Consider the following 22,387-nt stretch of genomic DNA (forward strand, 5'->3'; position numbering starts at 1 on the left):
TGAGTTGCAAATGTAAACAGCCTTCTTTCGTGGAATACTACTTTAGGAGGCTGTTACTTAAGTTCACCACAAGGAGAAAACAATGAAAAAAGCTACTTTGAAAGATATTGCACGCTTAGCACAAGTCTCCATTGCTACTGTAAGTTATGTCCTTAACAAGGTAAGCACGCAAACAATTCCCTATGAAACTCGATGCAAGGTATTAGAAGCGGCAAAAGAACTACATTATGTCCCCAATCTGGTAGCACGTTCACTCGTTATGCAAAAGTCAGGACTTATTGGTATCCTCATTAATCGCTCTACGCCAGAAGGCTATTGGAGAAAATTACGATACTCTGCCTTAATTGACTATCTAGAACGCCAACTAACAGAACAAGGTTACCATGTTGTACTTTCAAGTCTAGACGCCACATCTCCGAAACTCGATATTATTTCCGAGCGGAAGTTAGATGGTGTGTTTCTCGTGGATGTCAAATCAGATATATTCCATCATATTTCTACGTTGTTCTCAACTGGTGTACCATTAATCGTAATTGACAGCCTAATTGAAGACCCACTCTTCTTTAAAGTAGTAGATAATTACCAGCAAATTTTTTCGGAAATACTAAATACCTCAAATCAAACTAATTATTATCTCGTTATTGATAACTTTAACAATGTTGAACAATTAGCTTCCATCAAACAATACTCCAATCTATGTGAAGAAGATATTCACATTATGACCAATGAAACAGAACTTCAACGTTTTCTTCTTAAGCAAGAAGGAAAGCAAGGCATAATTATAAACGAATATATTAGTATCCTCGTAGCCAAGTATAAAAAAGCTTCTACTTTAACCGTGATATGTAATGCAGGTTGTCCAGAAATTGTCCCTGCTCAAGCACATTATATTTCACTAGGAGACCAAAAGTTAGAAACTGCCCTGAACTTAATGGTCCAACTATTGGCAGATCCAATCTCAGGTAACGTTGGATAATATAAAGGTGTTCAAGATAATAATTCACGCTGTTCATATTTCTTCACTTAAACGATTAAGTGATTATGTATAAACACTCTTCATGACATAAATAGTTTATAGCTAAATTGTTTTTGAAGGAGAATGAATGATGATTGAGATAGCTCACAACACTCATAATGATGTAAACCGCCCTGACACTGAAGTACTCATTCAAAGTACTGAATCTACTGAAAATTTATCTATTTGGCGAAATCGTGCTTTCTTATTTGTTTTCGCTAGCACTAGTCTCTCTGTTCTTGGGAGTACTTTTCATAGTATTGCTCTAAATTTATGGATTTTGCAAACATCAGGAAGCGCTCGATTGATGTCGGCGGTTGTTATTATTCATCTTGTTATTAATATGCTCTTTGGCTCCTTTGCTGGGACAATCGCAGATAGAGTCAATCGACGCAATCTAATGCTAGCAACAGATATCATTCGATTTGTCATCATATCCCTCATTGCACTACTCATTTATTTGCCGAATACATCTTATATTTACATTATGATTTTAACTGGTATAGTCGCCTTCGTTGGTACATTCCGCTCTCCTGCTTTTCAAGCCGCACTAGTAGAGATCGTAGGTAAAAACCAACTAACGCAAGCTGTAGGGGCAATTAGTATATCTGATAATATCGTTAGAATATCAGGATTTGCACTTGGGGGCGTCGCCGTTGCCCTGTTTGGTGGTGCATTTGCAATAGCCATTGATGCCGTGACATTTCTATTATCAGCAATCTCGCTTTTACTAGCTGGACAGTTTCTCTTTCAGCAACCTCAAAACTCTGATAAACCTACAACTTCATTCAAGGAGGATCTAATTGAAGGAATTCACTATGTTTGGCGTGATCCTTTCGCTAGAGCTTCCATATTTCTACTGCCAGTAGTCATGCTTTTTTTTCTGTCTACGTTCATGCTTATTCAAGTAATGGCAATTCAAGTATGGAAGGCGGAATCGATCGTCTTCGGATTAATAGAAGCATGTATACCTCTAGGATTCGTAATTGGTTCTATTATAATTATGAGATTAGATAAACGTCTTAAGCGACGAGGCTGGTGGATCCTCGGAAGTATGATACTCATGGGACCGCTGTTTATTATTATCTCTCAAGTTACAAATGCATTAGTCGCACTTCCGTTCATATTACTTGTAGGGTTTCTCTTCTCATTCAGCACGACGATTATATATATTATGTTGAGAGTAGCCATTGAACCAGATATACAAGGTCGAGTATTCGGTTTACTTGGCGCCTTAACTAGTGTCGCTCCACCAGTCGGTCTTGCTTTATTCTCAACATTATCTGACTATTATGGTCCATCACCAATCATACTAATTAGCGGTATTTTTATGATTATCATTACTGCTGTAGCTAGCTATCGTATGCGAATCTTTCGTAGTTTTAACTAGTTTTTCATTAACCGTATCACTTGCAACTTAATCTAACGTTGCATCATTCCCTTATCTTGCTTCTACTATAATGAAACAACCAAAAACAATGCAGCTCGCTTAATGATCAAGCGGACTGCATTGTTAATTTGTAAATACAATTACTTCATAATGACAGTGCTATACGGAGGGATAGTCAAGGTCGCACCTTGCAAAAGTGCTTCATTGTTTGTTGTTTTCATAATTTCTGTAAACTCACCAAACTGAGTCGATTGATCCAATTCTGCTAACTGCACAGCATCACTCAAGTTATGAATAACGAGAACTCTTTCATCTGCAGTAGCACGTACATATTGCGTTAAACTGAAGTTACGAGTAGTTAACGTGAATTCGAATATATCACCGTTTTGTAAGGCAGGCAGTTCTTTACGCCAGCTTATGAGTTGCTTATAGTGATTCAGAATGGATGTCTTATCAGCTAATTGCTGTTCTACCGATACATGTGCATCACCTGTATTATACTTAGCAACTTTCCAAGTTGATTGTCCAACTCCCCCTGCTTTATCCTTATACCAGATCATCGGTTCGCGTATATCCTCATCAGGTTTAATACCTTGCATACCGATCTCCTCACCATAATACAAATACGGTGTACCAGGTAAAGTTAGTAATATGCTTGCTGCAACTTTAGCACGTTCAACTTTTCCATGAACAGCCGACATAACGCGGGTCTGATCATGATTCGTTAAGAATGGTGCATCTAGAAATTGACCATTCGAGGATTTATTGAACAATTTATAAGCTTTAACGAGCGAATACGCAAGATCACTGTCTCGCTCATCCTTTGCTGCCCCAACAATACGCTCTGCAATATCGAAGTTGAATGCAGAATCAAGTGCATTATTAAAAAATGGAGCTACTAATGTTGAAGAATCCCAAACTTCTCCGATTAGATATACATTAGGATTAACTGCCACCATACCTGCACGGAACTCTTGCCACCACTTGACATTTTTTTCGATTGTTTCTTGCTCGTATAATGTGGATTTATAATCTCCGAAAATATGCTTAGCTGCATCTAGGCGATAACCATCAAGTCCAACCTCAAGCCAATATTGACCTATCTTAATGAACTCCTCGCGAACCTCAGGTTCATCAAAATTAAGATCAGGCATATTATCTACGAAAATCCCCAAGTACTTTTCAGTTCCGTCAGGCGTAGTGTGCCATGCTACTGAACCAGCTGCACTGTCTGAACGAACTTTCTCATCCACCTTAGCGAATTGATACCAATTTCGATACTTGCTATCCTTATTATGTAGTGCTTCTTGGAACCATGGATTGTCAGAACTAGAATGGTTAACTACGAGATCCATAACAACTTTAATATTTCGAGCATGAGCTTCTTTAATTAAATTTTTCAAATCCTCTTCAGTACCATACTCAGGTAATATATGGTAGTAATCCGTTGTATCATAACCATGATACGTATTGTTTTGTAAAATCGGCATAAGCCATATACCACCGATACCAAGATCCTGTAAGTAATCTAGCTTAGCTGTAACACCGTTCAAATCTCCGATACCATCACCATTGCTGTCATAAAATGCTCTTACAAAAATCTCATAAAATACAGTACCATCTTGCTCATCTACCTCATAAGAGGTAACTAGCGGATTAGCTTCATCGGTTTCATCAACCTCAGTTGTAGGACTAACTAGCTCTATATTATTGTTAGTAGAGTTCACTTTATCGCTGTTAGTACAGGCAGAAAGTAAAACTGCTATTAATAAAAAGAGAAGGACAGCAATTACTCTCTGTCCTTTTAATAGATACTTAATATTCATCACACCATTATCCTTTTGATGCGCCCGCAGTTAATCCTTGAACCAAGAACTTTTGTAAGAATATGAAAAGTAATGTTATTGGAACTGCGATTAATACAGCACCTGCAGCAAACATCGTGAAATTTGAATTTTGATAAGAGTTTACTAAATCATACATACCTACTGCTAATGTCCATTTATCGCGTGAAGTTAATACTAATCGCGCAAAGATAAAGTCTACCCATGCTCCTGTAAATGTCGTTAAAGCTACGTAAATTAAGATTGGCTTACCTAGAGGAATCATAATGTTCGTAAATACTTGCAAATGTGTTGCTCCGTCAATACGAGCCGATTCATCTAGACTTCTTGGAACGGTATCGAAGAATCCTTTAATAACGAATCCATTCATTAATACTGAACCAAATGAGTACACGATAATTAAAGCCAGGTGCGTATTCAATAGTTCAAATTGCATTAGAAGGATATATAACGGAATTAAACTCATGAATCCAGGAAACATACCTAACACAAGAATCATTGATAACAGATTTTGACGACCTTTGAACCGGAATCTAGACAATGCATACATACTGATCGTTGAAAGTAATGTAGAGAAGATCATCGTTATTGTAGCAATTTTCAGTGTATTCCAATACCATACGGCATAAGTAAATGTTGAATCACTAAACAATGATCGATAGTGATCTAATGTCCACACTTTAGGAATAAAATCTACGCTGAACAATGAACTACCAGGTCGGAATGAGGAAAAGACTACCCAAAGTGCCGGATAGATACAACAGATTGCAATAATAATGAGGATAAGATAGCTAAAAAACAGTCTTAGGATATTCTTTTGTTTTTGTCCCATTATTGAATCATATCCTCCTCTTTAAACGATTTCGTACGTCTGTAGTTCACGATAGATAATGTTGCGATAATGATGAAGATGATAATACCAATTGCAGAAGCCATATTATATTGGCTTTGATTTAATGTTAATTTGTACAGCCATGTTACGAGTAAATCTGTACTTCCCGCAAATTGATAACTGCCGTTTTTCGGCTCACCAGCAGTTAATAAGAAGATTAAGTTAAAGTTATTAATGTTACCTGCGAATTGTGTAATAAGAATTGGTGCTGTAGCAAATAGAACGAATGGTAACGTCACAATTTTAAACTTTTGATAAGCGTTAGCACCGTCTACTTCAGCAGCCTCATACATATCTTTTGGTATCGCAGTAAGAACACCTAATATGAGAACCATTGAAACGGGAATACCTACCCACATATTAACAAAAATAGCTGTTGCTTTTGCAAGTGTTGGATCCGTTAACCATGGTAATTTTCCAAGTCCAAACATTGCTAGATATTCATTAATCGGACCAAATTGACCATTGAATAAATTACGCATAATTAACAATGAAATCAATTGTGGAATTGCATATGGCAGAATGAAAATCGTTCTCCATAGCTTTTTGAATCGAATACCTTTTTGTTCAATTAGCAATGCTACTAACAATCCTCCAAAGTAACAAGTAACTGTAGCGAGAATAGCCCAAATAACTGTCCAAGTTAATACACCAAAAAATGTTTTAGACCAGCTAGATAATGATAATAAGTCTAAGAAAGTTTGGAAACCAACCCAATCTACCAAACTTTTTGGTGGAATATGATTCGGCATCGAGTAATTTGTAAATGCAATCATAACCATAAATATAATTGGCAAAATTGTTAAGAACAAAACCCCAAGCATCGGGATAAAAAGTAATATGTAAGGGAAACTTTTTCCATTCATATTTTTAATCGTTTTTTTGAATGTGAAAATTTTTTGCCCAGATTCAATCATTGCTGCGGTGCGATAAGCATCACGAATATTTATTATATAAATGACTAATACAATAAAAATCAAAAATAGAGTAATTAATCCATCAATCATAAGATAAATTGAGTGATCCCCTGCAACTGTAACGGTCATCCCATTAACTTTCTCAAAGTGAGTACCTTGTTCACCTAAAGTAATTAATCCCGATAAATCCTTCACCAAATTCGGTATGAAATAAATAAGCGAGGCCGCTTCTATAACGAGCAAAATAATTCCCTTCATAAACTGCTTATTGAATAACTGTCCAAGCCCCATGAAAAGAACAGATAAAATGGTTGCGGTCACTTTTTGACCTTTCATACCACATGGCTCCCTTCTATTATTGTTGCCCGCCCAAAAAGAATAGGCGGGCAACATAGTTCTAGTTATCTAGTTTGTTGCGCCATTAATAGCATCCGTGATTTGTTTAACTGCATTATCTATTGCATCTTTTGGAGTAATATCTGTGTTCCAAATATCAGCTAGAGCAGCTGCACTTGGATCCCACACTTTACCCATTTCAGGGATAGATGGCATTGCATTAGAGTTAATGAATTGAGCAGCGATACCACTAGAGATTTCATCTGCAACGAATGTTGGATCTTCCATAGCTTCTTTATTAGCTGGAATAGCACCAGTAGCTGCAAAGTCTTTCAATTGGCTTTCTTTAGAACCAAGGAAGTTAGCAAGTAGGCGAGCAGCGATTGGATATTCAGAATAAGAGTTAACATACCAAGCTTTAACACCAGAAAGTGAAATTGCTGCTTCACCATTCAATGTAGGGATTGGAACTACTCCGAAGTTAATACCAAGCTTACGGAAATCTCCAACTTTCCAAGGACCAGTAATGGTCATCGCAATGTCGCCAGAAGCAAATTTACTTTCAATGATGTCAGCTGTAATATCACCAGCAGCAATTGGAAGAATAGATTTTAAAGATTTGAATGTTTCAAGACTTTTCACAGCGCCTTCGTTGTTCAAACCGATATCAGCAGCATCTTCACCATTACTACCGAAGATATAACCACCGTTAGTAGCTATGAACGGGTAGTTAAAGTAGAAGTTTTGCACTTCCCACATCAACGCATATTTTCCAGCAGCAGTGTCATTGAAACCTTCTGCAAATTTTACGATATCATCAAAAGTTTTTGGAGCTTCAGTTACAAGATCTTTGTTGTAGAACAATCCATAAGTTTCAACAGAACGTGGGTAACCATATAGCTCACCAGCGTATGTTACTGCATTAACTGCAGATTCAGCATTATTGTTTTTCGTATCATCAGCGAATACATCATTAGGAAGGATTAGGCCGGCAGAAACAGCAGCGCCAAGACTATCATGTGGGAAAGTAACTACGTCAGCACCATTTTTATTTGGTCCATCAATCGTAAGCTTACCAACTTGGTCTGGGGATTCAACCTCTTCAATTTTTACAGGAACATTGTATTGAGCAGTAAATTCAGCTACTAACTCTTCTAGTACAGCTCTTTGGTTTTTAGAATCCCAAACAACTAGTTCAGCACCTTCTTCAGGAGTCAATGCTGGAGCTTCCACACCAGCATTAGTTGCTGGCTCTTCAGCAGGTGCATTGTTAGTTGTAGCAGGTGTGTTTGTTGGAGCATTTTTTGGAGTATTACCTCCGTTGTTACCACCACAAGCAGTCAGTAGTAACATTAAGCTAAGTAGGCAAAGCGCAAGAGATTTCTTCATTTTTCTAGATCCCCTTCCATTTTTTGAGCATAATGACAAATAAAACGCCTACCCCAGACACTGCACCTTAATATTAAGCTATAAAAGTCATTAACTTTTATAAAAACCTAATTTGTGCAAACGGTTGTACAACCTTTAGAAAAAAATGTGAAAAAACAGAAAGTCTCCTCACAAATATCGATTGTACACTCGCTTAGTCTTGTTGTAAGCGTTTTATAATGTAAATTCAATATACTATACAATAATAATTTGTTAAAACGATTGCACAGATTATTTTTGCCTGTTTTTTCCTTGTTATCTCGATATTACTACCATTTACTCTATAATTCTTACTATTTCATTAGTTGTGTAAATTTTTCAAACAATGTACAGTGATTAAAAGCCATCTAATGATTGCATTAGTTTGCACTTACAGCTATAGTTAAGTAATATGATAGCGCTTATTTAGGAAGGATCTGGATCATGGTCACAATAAAAGATATCGCAAAAGTAGCAGGAGTTTCACCTTCTACTGTTTCACGCGTCATTTCCAATCATTCTAGAATTAGTAAAGCAACGACAGCTAAAGTGAAAAGAATAATGGAAGAGATGGGTTATCATCCAAATGTTATGGCGAAAAGCCTAGTTTCAAAAACAACCCGGACATTAGCCATTGTATTGCCTCGACCAGCTGAAGAATTATTTCAAGATTTCTTCTTTGGTGAGTTACTAAGAGGAATATTAGCACATTCGACTAGAGCTGGTTATGATATGTTACTGGCTGCCGCTACTTCCCCTGCAGATGAGAACGATACGATTGCAAGACTTGTTCTAGGCGGGCGTGTAGATGGTGTTATTTTGCTATCATCCAGACAAAATGACCCACTCGTTTCTATATTATCTAAACATGACTTTCCTACTGTATTAATTGGTCGGACTGATGGACATGATAACATTATTACTGTTGATACAGATAATGTATTAGCTTCATTTGATGCAACAACTCATCTAATCAATCAAGGTCACACAAAAATAGGATTTATCCTTGGAGTACCTAATCTTACCGTATCTGTAGATCGACTAGCTGGCTACCATAAAGCAATGGAAGAAGCAGGTTTACCAGTAAAACCAGAATGGATCGTTGATGCAGAGTTTCTCCAACAAAGTGGATTCCGTGCGATGTCATTCGTAATGGATATTGCTGATCGCCCTACTGCACTAGTCGTTATAGATGATGTAACTGCACTAGGTGTATTGCGCGGTCTAAATGAATTAGGCTACAACGTTCCCAATGAAATTAGCCTTGTAAGCTTTAACAATATTGCAGTTTCAGAGCTGGCATCACCTGCCATTAGCTCTGTTGACATCGGCACTTACCAGCTTGGATATACATCTTCACATTTGTTGGTTCGCCGTATACAAGAAAATCTTAATACTGGAGCACGCAATATTATTCCGCATCGCTTAGTAGTAAGAGAATCTTCAATCAAAGACTTTCATAAGAGGGGTTAATAAAGATGAATAATAAAAAACCGTATTTAGTTGATGCTGTAATTGGTAATTCACGTATGCTCGCTACACTTGGACGCACTGGTAAAATGTATCGTCTATGGTGGCCCAATATTGATACGCCTCAACATGTCGATGCTATGCGTGTTGGTATTCAAGTGGATGGCTCAAATGTTAATTGGTTTGATGAAGAAGGTAATGGTTGGAATCATGACATTAACTATGCTAATCGTAGTAATGTGTTGCATATTAATGCCTCTAATGAATCACAAGCCCTTACTGTAAACAGCCGTCATTTCGCTGTTCCTAGTACAGATTTATTAGTTCGTGAATACGCATTTGTTAACTCAAGCAATGAATCTAAACAATTCTCTTTCGTCGTTCATTCTTCTTTCGTCATTAGTGAGAATGGATTATATAATACAACGATGTTTAATAATTTGGCTGATTCGTTAATCCATTTCCGTCATCAGTATTTCTTTGGAGTTTCGAGTGCAATCGTATGCACAAAATACCAAGCAGGTATATCATGGGAAGATGCTCAATCTGGGCAGTTTAATGGTGGAAATATAGATATGCGTCCTGACGGTGCTTTATCTTATGAATTAACTGTAGAAGCTGGTGAAACAGTTATCGTACCAATCTATGTCGCTGCGGGTAATAATGAGCAACAAGTTATTGAGCTATTAGAACAAGCTCGTAAAAAAACTAGTGCGCAATGGGCTGATGAAACAAATGCCTATTGGAATCAATATTTAAATAATGCTGTTCCTTGCCCAGTAGAAGACGAAGAAATTAAAGATTTGTATGAGCGTTCAATTCTAATGTTCAAACTAATGTCAGACGAAAAAACAGGTACAATCATTGCTGCGCCTGAATTCGACGAAACTTATAGCCGTTGTGGTGGATACTCTTATTGCTGGGGTCGTGATGCAGCTTTCATCACTACAGCGCTTGATAAAGTAGGCTTAAAAGATCTTACTAACGCTTTCTATGACTGGACACTATCAGCGCAATCACCCGATGGTTCATGGCAACAACGTCACTATCATGATGGTCAATTAGCTCCATCTTGGGGATTACAAATCGATGAAGGTGCATCAATCATTTGGGGAATGTGGCAACATTATTTAGTTAATGAAGATCGTGATTTTGCTGCTCGTGTATGGCCAGCAGTATCCAAAGGTGCTCAATTCCTAGAATCATTTATCGATCCGGCTACTGGACTTCCAAAACCAAGTATTGATCTTTGGGAAGAACGTGAAGCTTCTCATACGTACTCCTCTGCTGCGGTATATGGTGGTCTAACTGCTGCTGCTGGTTTTGCAGAGCTTGCTGGTGAGACTGCTCTAAGAGATCAGTGGAATACAATAGCTACAGGCATTCAAGCAGGAATCGAAACTTACTGCTTTAACAATGAACTTCGTAGTTTCTACCGTGGTATTGATCTGAAAGTATCTGCTCATAAGTTTAATACAGATACAGCTAATGGTTCAGAAGGTTATGTTGTTGACCTTGACAAAGGCTATCAAAAACATGTGATGAAATACGATCCGATTGTAGATATTAGTTTGTTAGGCATTAGTGTTCCGTTCAATGCTGTAGCTGCAGAATCCAATCGTATGCGCTCAACTGCTGATGCGATTGAAAAACTTCTAACGGTTGAAGGTGTTGGCGGAATTAAGCGTTACGAAGATGATAACTACATTGGTGGCAACCCATGGATCTTAACAACTCTTTGGTTAGCTCACTACCGTTTCGCGAATGGCGAAGTATCCTCTGCACGTCAACTTATGCAATGGACACTTGATCATCGTACGGAAACTGGTCTTCTACCAGAGCAAGTTGATAAAAACACAGGCGAAACAGCATGGGTAGTACCTCTTACATGGTCACATGCTATGTTCATACTTGCAGTATTTATGCTTGCTGAAAGCAAGTAAATTCAATCGTAATAAAAAGCAGATAACAAGTTGTTTATACGACTTGTTATCTGCTCTTTTTATTTTTACCCCATAGTATTGTTTCAAATCTAAAATTTTTGGTTATGTATATAAAGTGGTTTTACAGAGAAAATTACTAAGTGTGACTTTTAACAATGACAGTAACGATATTCCATATTATTGTTAAAGTGCAAGACTACCAATCAGGACTTGTTTATCGGTACGTATGAATGGGATGTTTTACGGTGAAAGGTTGACTTTTACGAATTAATTTGTAATAATTATAAACAAGGAATTGATCTAAGTTTATATCACTTAAACTCAGTATGGAATTGTTACTATTCGTTTACAATGCTAAGAGACTAGAAACGTCGATGCTTCCGAAGTATTTTTCTGTACGAGGAAGTTATACTACGATTCTCAGAAAAATTAGTTTATGCTTCCGGTGCTACTTTTCATTTACGAGTAGCTTATCGAGAAGACTATGAAAAGTTTTAGGAGGAATTATTATGAACACTATTCAATCACAATTAAACCGTCAAATTGCTAACTGGAGCGTATTATATGTTAAGTTACACAACTATCACTGGTATGTAAAAGGAACTCAGTTTTTCACATTACATGCCAAGTTCCAAGAACTATATGAAGAAGCAACACTTCATCTAGATGAAATTGCTGAACGTTTGTTAGCTGTTAAAGGTCAGCCACTCGCAAAGATGGTAGACTATCTTGAGTACTCTAGTATTAAAGAGGCTAAAGGCCATGAAACAGCTACAGAAATGGTTGATGAAGTAATTCAAGACTTTACGACTATTATTCAAGAGTTGAAAGAAGCTATGGCTATAGCTCAAGAAGCAGGCGATGAAACTAGCGCAGATATGTTACTTGCTATTCATACTTCACTTGAGAAACATGTGTGGATGCTATCTGCATTTAACGGCTAATAGTATAGCTTAATATTGTGCTTATTTGTCAGCCAATATGTTAGCATAGACGAAATAATCATAAGAAATAATTACGCCCCTAATTACTAGCGCGAATCCGCGCGGTAACTAGGGGCGTTTTGCAATCTTATATTCATTTATCTGATGATGCATGATCCAATCAAGTCGCCATTCCAGCGTACTTCTAGTTGATCACCTTCATCAAGCTTAGCTACACCTGCTGGAGTACCTGTATAGATTAGATCACCAGATCCTAATCCATATTCAGCATCAATAAATGCTATCAGTTGTTCGATTGAGAAAATCATATCACTTGGATGACCGAGTTGAGCAATTTCACCATTGCGTATCAACGTAAATTCGCTACAATTGATCTGCTCTAGGCTAACGAATGGTAACCAATCTCCTAACGTTGCAGATTGCTTGAATCCTTTAGCAGGAAGCCAAGGGTAACCTTTCGCTTTCAGCCTACTTTGAACATCACGCAATGTTAAGTCTAGCCCGAGTGTAAAAGCATCTATTGCCTCTTCGGCTTTCATACCTGATGTATATTGATTACTAATACGCAACACGATCTCTAATTCAAAATGAACTTCGCCTTTTTCCTTCGGAATAACGATATCTCCGCCATTCATCGCAACGCGCGAATGAGTTGGCTTAGTAAAAATCATAGGAGATGTGGGTACGTCATTTCCTAACTCTAATGCATGTAAACGATAATTACGACCAACACAATAGATGTTACGAGTATCCACTAGGCTCATCCCTTCTTCTGCGCTTCGATTTTGTCAGCTAGCTCATTTAATTCAGCCCAACGATCCATTAACTGCTCGAGCTTTTGTTCTGCTAGTTGTTGTTTTTCTGAAAGTTCAATCAGCATTCCTGCTGAACTTGCATTAACTTCCATTTCTTTAGCAATATTCTCAAGCTCGGATTCAGCTTCCATTATCCAATCCTCTATATTCTCATAATCGCGTTGATCTTTGTATGACATTTTCAACTGGCGCTCTTGTTGACGAGGTTTTTCAACCACTTGCTCTTCAACTTTCTGTTTACTTATGGCTACATTCGTAGTATTAACCTTCTGGAGTTGTTGAACATACTCTTGATAATCGGAATAATTACCCGTATGAATAACCTGTTGTCCATTATCTTCAAAGCCAATAATTTTATCTACGGTACGATCTAAGAAGTAACGATCGTGCGAGACAACAAAGACAACGCCTGGGAAATCATCCAAATAATCTTCAAGTATCGTTAACGTCGAAATATCAAGATCATTCGTAGGCTCATCAAGTAATAATACGTTCGGAGCTTCCATCAATACACGTAATAATTGTAAACGACGTTTTTCTCCGCCTGAAAGCTTAGATATTGGAGTCCATTGCATCGTCGGACTGAATAGGAAACGCTCAAGCATTTGACTAGAAGAGATCATACTACCGTCAGCAGTTTTCACTTGCTCAGCAGCTTCACGAATATATTCTTGAACACGTAATGACTCATTCATTTCTTCACGTTCCTGTGAAAACCAACCGAGTTTCACGGTCATTCCAAGATCGATATTACCTGTATCTGGCTCTAGTCTACCGCCGATCATTTTCAATAATGTCGATTTCCCCGCTCCATTACGACCAACGATACCAACTCGATCACCTGGCACTGCAATATAGCTGAAATCTTGAATAAGTTGACGATCACCAAAGCTTTTACTCACATTTTCTACTTCGATAATTTTACGCCCTAGTCGACTTGATGCAACGGATAGTTCTACTTTACCATTGCCTTCTTTAGGTGTTGAAGCTTGTAATTGTTCAAAACGATCTATTCTAGCTTTTTGCTTTGTAGTTCTTGCTTTTGCACCACGACGCATCCAAGCAAGTTCATTACGAAGTAAATTTTTGCGTTTAGCTTCTGAAGCAGCTTCACTCTCTTCACGCTCTAACTTAAGTTCCAAAAAGCGACTGTAATTCGCTTGGTAGAAGAAAGCTCTACCTTGATCAAGCTCGACAATACGGTTACTTACACGATCTAAGAAATAACGATCATGCGTAATCATAAGTAATGCGCCGCGACGTTTTTGTAGCATACCTTCAAGCCATGCCACTGACTCGTTATCAATATGGTTCGTAGGCTCATCGAGTATCAGAATATCCGAAGGTAGCACTAGTGCTGCTGCCATCGCAACACGTTTACGCTGACCACCAGACATATGCTCGACTAACATATCGAATTGGTTAATACCGAGCTTATTCAACGCCTGCTTCGCTTCGCTTTCCAACTGCCAAGCACCTAACTCATCCATCTGAGCATTTGCTTTTACAAGTTGATTTTGTGCATCGCTACTTGAAGGGTTAAGTTCAACTGCTTCTAATGCCTTTACATACTGTTTGTGAGCTTGCAGTTCGGGTGAATCGCCACCTAACACATGCTCAAGTGCTGTTTCATTTGGTTCAAAATGTGGATCTTGCAATAGCATACGAATAACTGCATGATTGGCAATACTCACTTTACCTGAATCGGCTTGTTCCATCCCAGCTATTACTTTCAGAAAAGTAGATTTTCCAGTACCGTTAACACCAATGATCCCGATTTTGTCTCCCGCTTCTAAGCCGAAATTAACGTCCTCGAATAGTACTTTCTCGCCATAGCTTTTCGATATATGTTCAATTGATAGTAAATGCATTATAGTACCTACTTTGTCGTTATTTTCACTGCCTCTAACCTATAACACTATCATAGCATAGCGTCAGTGGTTCGTACATTTCTAGCGGTATCATTTATTGCGCCCGATGGGTTCAAAAAATACAAAAAATCCTATTCGTATCTTAAGACACGAATAGGATTCATTCACTTCAATATATTATTTTCTACCGATCATTTTCTCAGGACGAACATATTCATCGAACTGCTCAGAAGTTAACAAGCCACTTTCAATCGCAGATTCTTTCAATGTGATTCCTTTTTTATGCGCGTTCTTTGCAATTTTCGCCGCATTTTCATATCCGATATACGGGTTAAGAGCAGTAACTAACATCAATGATTGCTCAAGATTACGCGTAATTACCGCTTCGTTGGGTTCAATACCAACTGCACAGTTATCATTGAAGGAAATCATCGTATCCGCAAGCAATGCTAATGATTGCTGGAAGTTATAGAAAATGACTGGTTTGAATACGTTAAGTTCAAAGTTTCCTTGGCTTGCTGCCATACCAATAGCAGTATCGTTACCAATAATTTGACATACAGCCATCGTCAAAGCTTCGCTTTGCGTTGGGTTAACTTTACCTGGCATAATAGAGCTACCAGGCTCATTTTCAGGAATAGTAATCTCGCCAATACCGCTACGAGGACCACTAGCTAACCATCTTACATCGTTGGCAATTTTCATTAGATCAGCAGCTAATGCTTTCATCGCACCATGCGTAAAGACCATTTGATCATGGCTTGTTAGCGAATGGAACTTATTACTTGCTGTAATAAATGCTTTACCAGTTAGCTTCGTTACTTCTTCAGCAACAGTAACTGCATAGTCTGGATGTGCATTTAAGCCTGTTCCAACTGCTGTACCACCAAGTGCTAGCTCACGCATACTATTTACACTATATTCGATCATCTCACGAGATTTCTCAAGCATAGCTGACCAACCACTAATTTCTTGACCCAATGTAATTGGTGTTGCATCTTGTAAGTGCGTACGACCAATTTTCACTAGATTATCGAATTTTTTCATCTTCTCGACTAACGTTGCATTAAGTACATCGATAGCTGGCAATAGACGATCTTCAACGGCAATAACGCCAGCGATATGCATAGCTGCAGGGAATGTATCGTTTGAACTTTGAGAACGGTTAACATCATCGTTAGGATGAATACGAAGCTCACTACCTCTCTCAGCAAGAATTTGATTCGCACGATAAGCTACAACTTCATTCACATTCATGTTAGTTTGCGTACCACTACCTGTTTGCCATACGACAAGCGGGAATTGCTCGTCCCATTTCCCTGCCAAAATCTCATCGACCGCTTCACCTATAACAGTAGCTTTTTCTTTATCTATTACACCTAAACGTTCATTCGCTAATGCAGAAGCTTTTTTCACAATTGCCATTGCATAGACAACCTCAAGTGGCATTTTTTCACCACTAATTTTGAAGTTCTGCAAGCTTCTTTGTGTTTGAGCACCCCATAACTTATCAGCAGGTACTTGAATCTCACCCATAGTGTCCTTCTCAATACGGTATTCCATCACAATGACAACTCCTCAAACTTTTTATTGGGTTCTTGAGTTACTTCTTCATAATAAAAAGTACTTCGAAAGCATAATCGCCAACTTTTCGTTAGCTTCCTAATATATACTTCTCCGTATACGAAAAGTACTTCGAAAGCATTTGCATAGACTTTTTATTGGGTTCTTGAGTTACTTCTTCATAATAAAAAGTACATCGAAAGCATTTGAATAAACTTTTTATTGGGTTCTTGAGTTACTTCTTCATAATAAAAAGTACTTCGAAAGCATAATCGCCAACTTTTCGTTAGCTACTAAAACTTTTCATTAACTCCTTAATATACATCTTGCAAATGAAAAGCACACCGAAAGCCTATCCTTATACTTCTCGTATACGAAAAGTACTTCAGAAGCGCAATCTATGAAAATTATAAACGTTTTCATAGTCATCAGCAATGCCTATATCTTATACTATCGATTCTTAAAAAGCATGAAAGCTATGCATATTTTTGAGAAAATTTATAAAATACCCATGCACAAGAAACCATAATAGCTATCGTTACTACCATAGGTACAGCAGTTCCTTCTCCACCAAGACCTACAATCGGTGCAACAATTCCTCCGAATAAAAATGAAGTAGTTCCTAGCATCGCAGAAGCACTTCCTGCCCGTTCTCCCTGCTTCTCTAGCGCTAATGATGTTGCAGTCGTATTAATTAGTCCGACACTGGAAACAACGAAGAACAAGCCCACAACAACGAAAGCAAGTGGTAGGTTGGCAAACACAGCAAGTAGTAATAATATTGAACCAAATCCACTCATCGATAGTCCTGTTACAATCATACTTTTTGGTGCAAACTTATGAGCAAGTCTCCCTGCACATTGTCCTGCAATAACGATTCCTAGACCATTAATCCCAAACATAATACTATATTCCCGAACAGACATTTCATATATCCCCTGAAGCACGAATGAAGATCCTGATATATAAGCAAACATTGATGCCATAACAAACCCTTGCATCAGTACATAGCCGATAAAACTTTTATCTTTCAGCAATGACCCAAACGTTCGTAATGTATTTAGGAGACCGCCACGTGAACGACGATCTTCTGGTAATGTCTCACCTAATGAATAATAGATCCCAATTAACATAATAATTCCGAAGACAGATAATAATCCAAAAACACCTTTCCAAGAGGTATAATTCAGAACCTCTCCACCAATAATTGGTGCTAAGATCGGTGCGACTCCATTAATAATCATCAACGTCGCCATGAATCGGATTAATTCAGGGCCAGAATATAGATCACGTACACTTGCTCGAGATATTACTAAACCTGCTGCTCCAGCCAGTCCTTGTACAAATCTTAAACCAATAAATGCCCAAATCGATGTTGAAAACATGCAAATAATAGACACAATAGCGTACAATAGCATTCCAATTAACAATGGCTTGCGTCTGCCTTTTACATCACTTATTGGGCCAATAACGAGCTGTCCAACAGCCAATCCAATAAGACAAGCAGTTAAACTTACTTGAGTTAAAGAAGCGGAAGTATTAAACTCTTCAGCTATTTGCGGAAATGCAGGTAAATACATATCAATAGATAGCGGGCCGAGCGCTGATAAGGAACCTAAAATTGTTGCAATTCCCAGTCGCTTCGACTTCGAAAGCGATTGAGCTTCTGTTATGCTTGCCATCATTTAGCCACCTTATTTATTAAATAACATAAAATCGTATAGAGTTTTGTTTTACACAAATTAATTTACATGAAAATTAGAATCAATGTACCCACGATGAAACAATAATAAGAGAAGTATCTCAAATTACCTTTTTCCATAATCCCCATAAACCACTTCATAGAGAAATACGTTACGAACAATGTTGTAATAAATGCAAGTAAATATGGGAACCAAAGTGCTTGTAATTCTGGATCAGATATAATATCTGAAACCCCTAAAATTAGTCCACCTAAACTAACTGGGATATAAAGCATAAATGAAAAACGAAGTGCAGTGTCCTGCTTCATACCTACCGCAATGGATGCAATTACCGTAGAACCCGAACGACTAATACCTGGTATTAACGCTACAGCTTGTGCAAGACCAACAAGTAGTGCATCTTTTACTGACAAATCACCATCTCGCTTTACTCCACGTAAATTGCGAATTAGCCATAAAGCAACTCCAGTTACTAACAATGCAATTGCTACAGTATAAATAGAGGAAGAGAATATTTCTTCTATTTTATCTTTGAATAGAACGCCGATAACGCCTGCTGGTATCGAACCAATAATAATGTACATAATAAAGTTAAAATCTGGTTTGTACGCAGCGTCTTTCGTCTTGATGTAACCAAACCCATTTGTAACTAATCTTGCTAACATTTCACGATAAATGAATATAATAGCTATGAGCGATGCAGTATTAGTCATAATCTCAAACGATAACCCATGTTGCTCCATACCCATCAATTGTTGTGCTATCATAAGATGTCCACTCGATGAGACTGGAATTGGTTCTGTAAACCCTTGAATCATACCTAATAATACATACTTTAACCATTCAAACCAATCTGACATAACTTTCTAATACCTCCTAAAACTTTTTGTAGCTATCTGATTTACTACTTTGAAACAAAAAGTAACATCGAAAGCATACACTTAAACTTTTTGTAGCTATCTGATTTACTACTTTGTAAACAAAAAGTAACATCGAAAGCATACTCCACTACGCTCAAATAACAACTTAATTAGTATAAACCATTCTCTTGGCAAAGTGAATGATAACCCATTGTGCTCACTTTCTGTTAGAATAGAATAGCAATCATAAAACGGAGGGTAACAACTTGGATTATATAGTACTTGATATTGAATTCAATGGACGTAAATTTGCCAGCGATCTTCCAATGGAAGTTATTGAGATCGGTGCTGTTCGCTTAAATGAGCAATTAGAAGTGGTTGATAATTTCTCTGCATTTATTAAACCTATCTATTTCTCCAAACTTAATAACTTCATCCAGAAGAAAACAGGTATCCCCCAAGAATCTATCGACACTGCAAGCCGATTCCCACATGTCATAGGTCAGTTTCTTTCTTGGTTATCTAGCTCCTCTGAAGTTATGTTTATTACTTGGGGCGGCGAGGATATGAAGCGAATCATACTTGATACACGTATGCATAAGCTTGATGATCAATACTGGATGACTACACCATACTTTGATCTATTAAAGGGATATACTAGGTTAAAAGGACTAACGAACGATGTTAGTGTAGAAGGTGCTCTAGAACAACTAGCTATCGAAGGTTCAGGTCAAGCGCATCGTGCATTAGACGACGCAATTATGACCTCACATATATTCAAAGCTATCTATCACGATTTAGACTTTGAGCGTAAGCAGTTGTTTGTAGATACGTATACTAATGCCAAGGAACGTCGTGGCATTAAAAATTCAATTCGATTGTTACGTATGCAAAAACTAGAGCCTACTTGGGATAACTATGTCGCTAAGTTTATTAGAGAGCGTATGGAAAGTGAAGATCCACGGAAAATAGCTGAAATTAAGCATTACTTTGAGATTGAAGCAGTAAAACCGGTTAAACCAAAGGTTGAACAAAATAGTAATGAAAGTAATGCTGCTAGTAATACTGAGGAACATCGCACCGAGGAGTCATCTCATTCTACTACTGATATTAGTGAAGCTGCTGTTGAACCAAAGCTATAACACTTAGATTAAAACACCAATACATTTACACTAAGTAATAAGCCATGCATCACAACCTATTTAAGGTTGTAATGCATGGCTTATTGTCATTGAGAATATTTATTAAGGTTGCTACTTGATCTCGATACATCTTATTATATCTAATTACACACTAGCTGAGATCGTTGATATCTTATTCGTGAGCAAGCCGATAAGTCCGTATACAAGTCCAGCAAGTAGTATCAATAGACCTATAAATTGTGCAAGATTTAGACTCATTACAGCTTCAGCAAGCGGAATATACCATTGGAACGGCACACCTATAAAGAGAATAATTGCTACTAAACCAACAAATCCATAACCACCAATTAGACCAAAACGATAGAATAGAATATTCACCAAGATGCCAATGACAGATAATAAGCTAATTACACAAGCATCAATCAGTAAATTAATAAATAGCGATACATTATCACTGAACAACATAGATAGCTGCGGAACTATCATATTACTTAACCCAAATATATCTGCACTCCAAAGTAATATAGTATTCATTAGAAACATCATAATTGCATGAGAGAAAGACCAGATAACAATAAATATTGCAGTTGATCCCAAAAAGCGTTTGCGATTCAGTCCATATCGAAGTGAAATAGACAAAGTCTTATTTAACAACTTCGTAGATAATATAAGAGTGAATATATAAGCTCCTATTATACCTACTGTAATTAATGTAATATCAGGAAACATGTAGCATATAGCAATATTCAATAAAAATGAAGAATTAATTAACCAAAAAATTAGAAATTCTCTTTTATAACTTAATGCCATTAAATATAGACTACCTTTCCACTGATTCATTGAATTTGCTCCCTCCGTTGGTTTTTACTTAATAGAATTAGTAGTTCTTGTAACTTAACTGCTTCCCGCTTCAACCCTGAATGTAGCTGTTCATTACCATCACTCATAATTACTGCGATATGTTCTTTCATAAATTGACTACGATGGATCACTGGTTGTCCAGCAATATATTGCTCAACATCCTCTAACTTTCCTTTGACCTTGAATACACGAGATTGAAGTTCCTCATAAGACTGCTGTAATATCAGCTTACCTTCATGCATAATGTAGACATCCTCGAATAAATCACTTGCTTCATCTACTAGATGTGTTGATAAAATAATTAAGCGAGGATTATTAGAAAACTCCTCAATTAACAAATTATAAAATAATTGGCGACCTGCCGCATCCATACCAATATAAGGTTCATCAAAAATGGTAATTGGAGCTTCACTTGCAATGCCTGTAATTATTCCTAGCGCTGATACCATTCCTTTAGACATCGTTTTCACTTTCATTTTCTTCTTCAATGAAAACTGTACAAGCAAATCTTCAGCAAGCTCATTATTCCAATTTGGATAGAAGTATTGATTCAATTTCATCACTTGAGCTACAGTAACATGCGGTGGAAAGTTCCCTGTTTCACCAATAATACATATGTTTTTCATTAGCTCTCCATGGTCAAACACAGACTGTCCATCAACGCTAATACTTCCTTCACTTGGTGCTACTAATCCTGACAAAATATTAAGAAAACTTGTCTTACCTGCTCCATTATGACCAAGAAGTCCAACGATTGCAGGTCCCTTCATCTCAAAACTCAACCCATCAAGTACATTATGATTTCGATACCGTTTTGTTAGATTAGCAACCTTTATATTCATTAATTGTTCCTCCCAATCATTGTCATTAATTGCTCTATAGTAATTCCAAGTCGCTCAGCTTCATTAATTAAAGGCTGAATAAAGCTCACCTCAAAATTTTCTTTTCTCTCTTCAATAAGGAGTTGCTTTGCATTCGAACTCACAAACATTCCTACACCTCTCTTTTTATAAATGATCCCGCGATCTACTAGTTCGTTAACCCCTTTATTAGCTGTAGCAGGGTTGATCTGATATTCTTTAGCAAATTCATTAATGGACGGTATTCGTTCTTCTGGTCCCATATGTCCATCGAGTATAGCGTCCTCAATTTGTTCCTTAATCTGTTGAAATATTGGCTTTTCTCCATCTAAATAATTGTTCACATAAAACTCCTTTCTATAACATTTACCATCATTATTTTGTTAATATATACATTCAAGTTAATTGGTTAGTTACTTATGTAATTAACTATATAACATCAATACCATCATGTCAACAACGAATACATTTTTTTCTAATAAATTAGCAAAAACCACTTTCATACGCACAACAAAAAAAGCTTTGAGTTCCACATATTATGGAACTCAAAGCTT

18 protein-coding genes are annotated in these 22,387 nt (G+C 37.3%); 6 read left to right on the plus strand and 12 right to left on the minus strand.

Features of this window, described 5'->3' with window-relative positions:
• Positions 1 to 82 precede the first annotated feature (82 nt).
• Positions 83 to 976 (plus strand): LacI family transcriptional regulator, encoded by an 894-nt coding sequence (locus tag NAG76_02820; protein ID URN95210.1) that lies wholly within the window; start codon positions 83 to 85, stop codon positions 974 to 976.
• A 130-nt stretch (positions 977 to 1,106) separates the two neighbouring features.
• Entirely contained in the window at positions 1,107 to 2,405 is a 1,299-nt protein-coding gene (locus NAG76_02825; GenBank protein ID URN95211.1) for an MFS transporter, read from the plus strand.
• Between the two features lie 140 nt (positions 2,406 to 2,545).
• Here the strand turns inward: NAG76_02825 and NAG76_02830 are convergent, their stop codons facing one another.
• The 4 genes from NAG76_02830 to NAG76_02845 all read right to left on the minus strand — a co-directional run bounded on the left by NAG76_02830 (position 2,546) and on the right by NAG76_02845 (position 7,783).
• Entirely contained in the window at positions 2,546 to 4,231 is a 1,686-nt protein-coding gene (locus NAG76_02830) for an alpha-amylase family glycosyl hydrolase (protein ID URN95212.1), read from the minus strand.
• Between the two features lie 7 nt (positions 4,232 to 4,238).
• Complete coding sequence (locus tag NAG76_02835; GenBank protein URN95213.1) at positions 4,239 to 5,081, minus strand: sugar ABC transporter permease; 843 nt, start codon at positions 5,079 to 5,081, stop codon at positions 4,239 to 4,241.
• A complete protein-coding gene (locus NAG76_02840) occupies positions 5,081 to 6,394 on the minus strand; it encodes a sugar ABC transporter permease (protein URN95214.1) in 1,314 nt (437 codons plus the stop codon). The genes NAG76_02835 and NAG76_02840 overlap by 1 nt, the downstream gene beginning before the upstream one ends.
• Before the next feature lie 69 nt (positions 6,395 to 6,463).
• Entirely contained in the window at positions 6,464 to 7,783 is a 1,320-nt protein-coding gene (locus tag NAG76_02845; protein URN95215.1) for a maltose ABC transporter substrate-binding protein, read from the minus strand.
• A gap of 462 nt (positions 7,784 to 8,245) precedes the next feature.
• On the opposite strand from NAG76_02845, the gene NAG76_02850 reads away from it, so the two are divergent.
• From NAG76_02850 to NAG76_02860, 3 genes are all read left to right on the plus strand, one after another.
• Entirely contained in the window at positions 8,246 to 9,274 is a 1,029-nt protein-coding gene (locus NAG76_02850; GenBank protein URN95216.1) for a LacI family transcriptional regulator, read from the plus strand.
• A gap of 5 nt (positions 9,275 to 9,279) precedes the next feature.
• Complete coding sequence (locus tag NAG76_02855) at positions 9,280 to 11,214, plus strand: glycoside hydrolase family 15 protein (protein ID URN95217.1); 1,935 nt, start codon at positions 9,280 to 9,282, stop codon at positions 11,212 to 11,214.
• A 509-nt stretch (positions 11,215 to 11,723) separates the two neighbouring features.
• Positions 11,724 to 12,158, plus strand: a complete 435-nt coding sequence (locus NAG76_02860; GenBank protein URN95218.1) for a DNA starvation/stationary phase protection protein — start codon at positions 11,724 to 11,726, stop codon at positions 12,156 to 12,158.
• 137 nt (positions 12,159 to 12,295) lie between these two features.
• On the opposite strand, the gene NAG76_02865 is transcribed toward NAG76_02860, so the two are convergent.
• The 5 genes from NAG76_02865 to NAG76_02885 all read right to left on the minus strand — a co-directional run bounded on the left by NAG76_02865 (position 12,296) and on the right by NAG76_02885 (position 18,970).
• Positions 12,296 to 12,922 carry a fumarylacetoacetate hydrolase family protein gene (locus NAG76_02865; GenBank protein URN95219.1) on the minus strand — a complete coding sequence of 209 codons (627 nt, stop codon included), beginning with the start codon at positions 12,920 to 12,922 and terminating at the stop codon, positions 12,296 to 12,298.
• The gene (locus tag NAG76_02870; GenBank protein ID URN95220.1) at positions 12,919 to 14,844 is read right to left on the minus strand and encodes an ABC-F family ATP-binding cassette domain-containing protein; all 1,926 of its coding nucleotides are present in this window, start codon (positions 14,842 to 14,844) and stop codon (positions 12,919 to 12,921) included. Before NAG76_02870 ends, NAG76_02865 begins: the two co-directional genes overlap by 4 nt.
• A gap of 177 nt (positions 14,845 to 15,021) precedes the next feature.
• Complete coding sequence (fumC, locus tag NAG76_02875; protein URN96747.1) at positions 15,022 to 16,407, minus strand: class II fumarate hydratase; 1,386 nt, start codon at positions 16,405 to 16,407, stop codon at positions 15,022 to 15,024.
• A 476-nt stretch (positions 16,408 to 16,883) separates the two neighbouring features.
• Complete coding sequence (locus NAG76_02880) at positions 16,884 to 18,089, minus strand: multidrug effflux MFS transporter (protein ID URN95221.1); 1,206 nt, start codon at positions 18,087 to 18,089, stop codon at positions 16,884 to 16,886.
• Between the two features lie 65 nt (positions 18,090 to 18,154).
• Entirely contained in the window at positions 18,155 to 18,970 is an 816-nt protein-coding gene (locus NAG76_02885) for an undecaprenyl-diphosphate phosphatase (GenBank protein URN95222.1), read from the minus strand.
• A gap of 266 nt (positions 18,971 to 19,236) precedes the next feature.
• On the opposite strand from NAG76_02885, the gene NAG76_02890 reads away from it, so the two are divergent.
• The gene (locus NAG76_02890) at positions 19,237 to 20,112 is read left to right on the plus strand and encodes an exonuclease domain-containing protein (protein ID URN95223.1); all 876 of its coding nucleotides are present in this window, start codon (positions 19,237 to 19,239) and stop codon (positions 20,110 to 20,112) included.
• A 144-nt stretch (positions 20,113 to 20,256) separates the two neighbouring features.
• Here NAG76_02890 and NAG76_02895 read toward each other — a convergent pair whose 3' ends face one another.
• Genes NAG76_02895 through NAG76_02905 form a run of 3 tightly spaced genes read right to left on the minus strand, consistent with a single transcriptional unit; the run spans position 20,257 to position 22,177 of the window.
• Complete coding sequence (locus NAG76_02895) at positions 20,257 to 20,952, minus strand: hypothetical protein (protein ID URN95224.1); 696 nt, start codon at positions 20,950 to 20,952, stop codon at positions 20,257 to 20,259.
• Positions 20,949 to 21,815, minus strand: coding sequence for an ABC transporter ATP-binding protein (locus NAG76_02900; protein URN95225.1), 867 nt, complete (start codon positions 21,813 to 21,815; stop codon positions 20,949 to 20,951). Before NAG76_02900 ends, NAG76_02895 begins: the two co-directional genes overlap by 4 nt.
• A complete protein-coding gene (locus NAG76_02905; protein ID URN95226.1) occupies positions 21,815 to 22,177 on the minus strand; it encodes a GntR family transcriptional regulator in 363 nt (120 codons plus the stop codon). The genes NAG76_02900 and NAG76_02905 overlap by 1 nt, the downstream gene beginning before the upstream one ends.
• Positions 22,178 to 22,387 lie beyond the last annotated feature (210 nt).

Source organism: Candidatus Pristimantibacillus lignocellulolyticus (assembly GCA_023639215.1).
In the GTDB taxonomy this organism is placed as follows: domain Bacteria; phylum Bacillota; class Bacilli; order Paenibacillales; family Paenibacillaceae; genus Pristimantibacillus; species Pristimantibacillus lignocellulolyticus.